At 65.0% G+C, this 274-nt stretch carries 1 pseudogene; it reads right to left on the bottom strand.

Features of this window, described 5'->3' with window-relative positions:
- Window positions 1-274: pseudogene (locus AC0L17_RS34730) on the bottom strand (acetate--CoA ligase family protein); the annotation flags it as partial.

Here is a 274-nt window from a genome sequence, read left to right on the forward strand (position 1 = left end):
GATAAACCGGTCTGGGCCTGGTTGCCCGCAGTCACCAGGAACGCGAGCGGAAGGCCACGCCTTTGGCTCGTCAGGTTGATGCCGATGCTGCCCGACTGCGTGACAATGCCGACGCCACGCGCTCCCGCCGCTAGCCTGATTCCTCCGTGTTGGTCCAGCCACAGGAGCGCGCCGTCGGCGTAGTTGACCATCCCATGGCAATTGGGGCCAATGATCGGCATGTCGCCTGCGACGGCAACGAGTTCGGCCTGCAGACGCTCCCCGACCTGGTCAT

The organism is Mesorhizobium sp. WSM4829 (genome assembly GCF_055811475.1).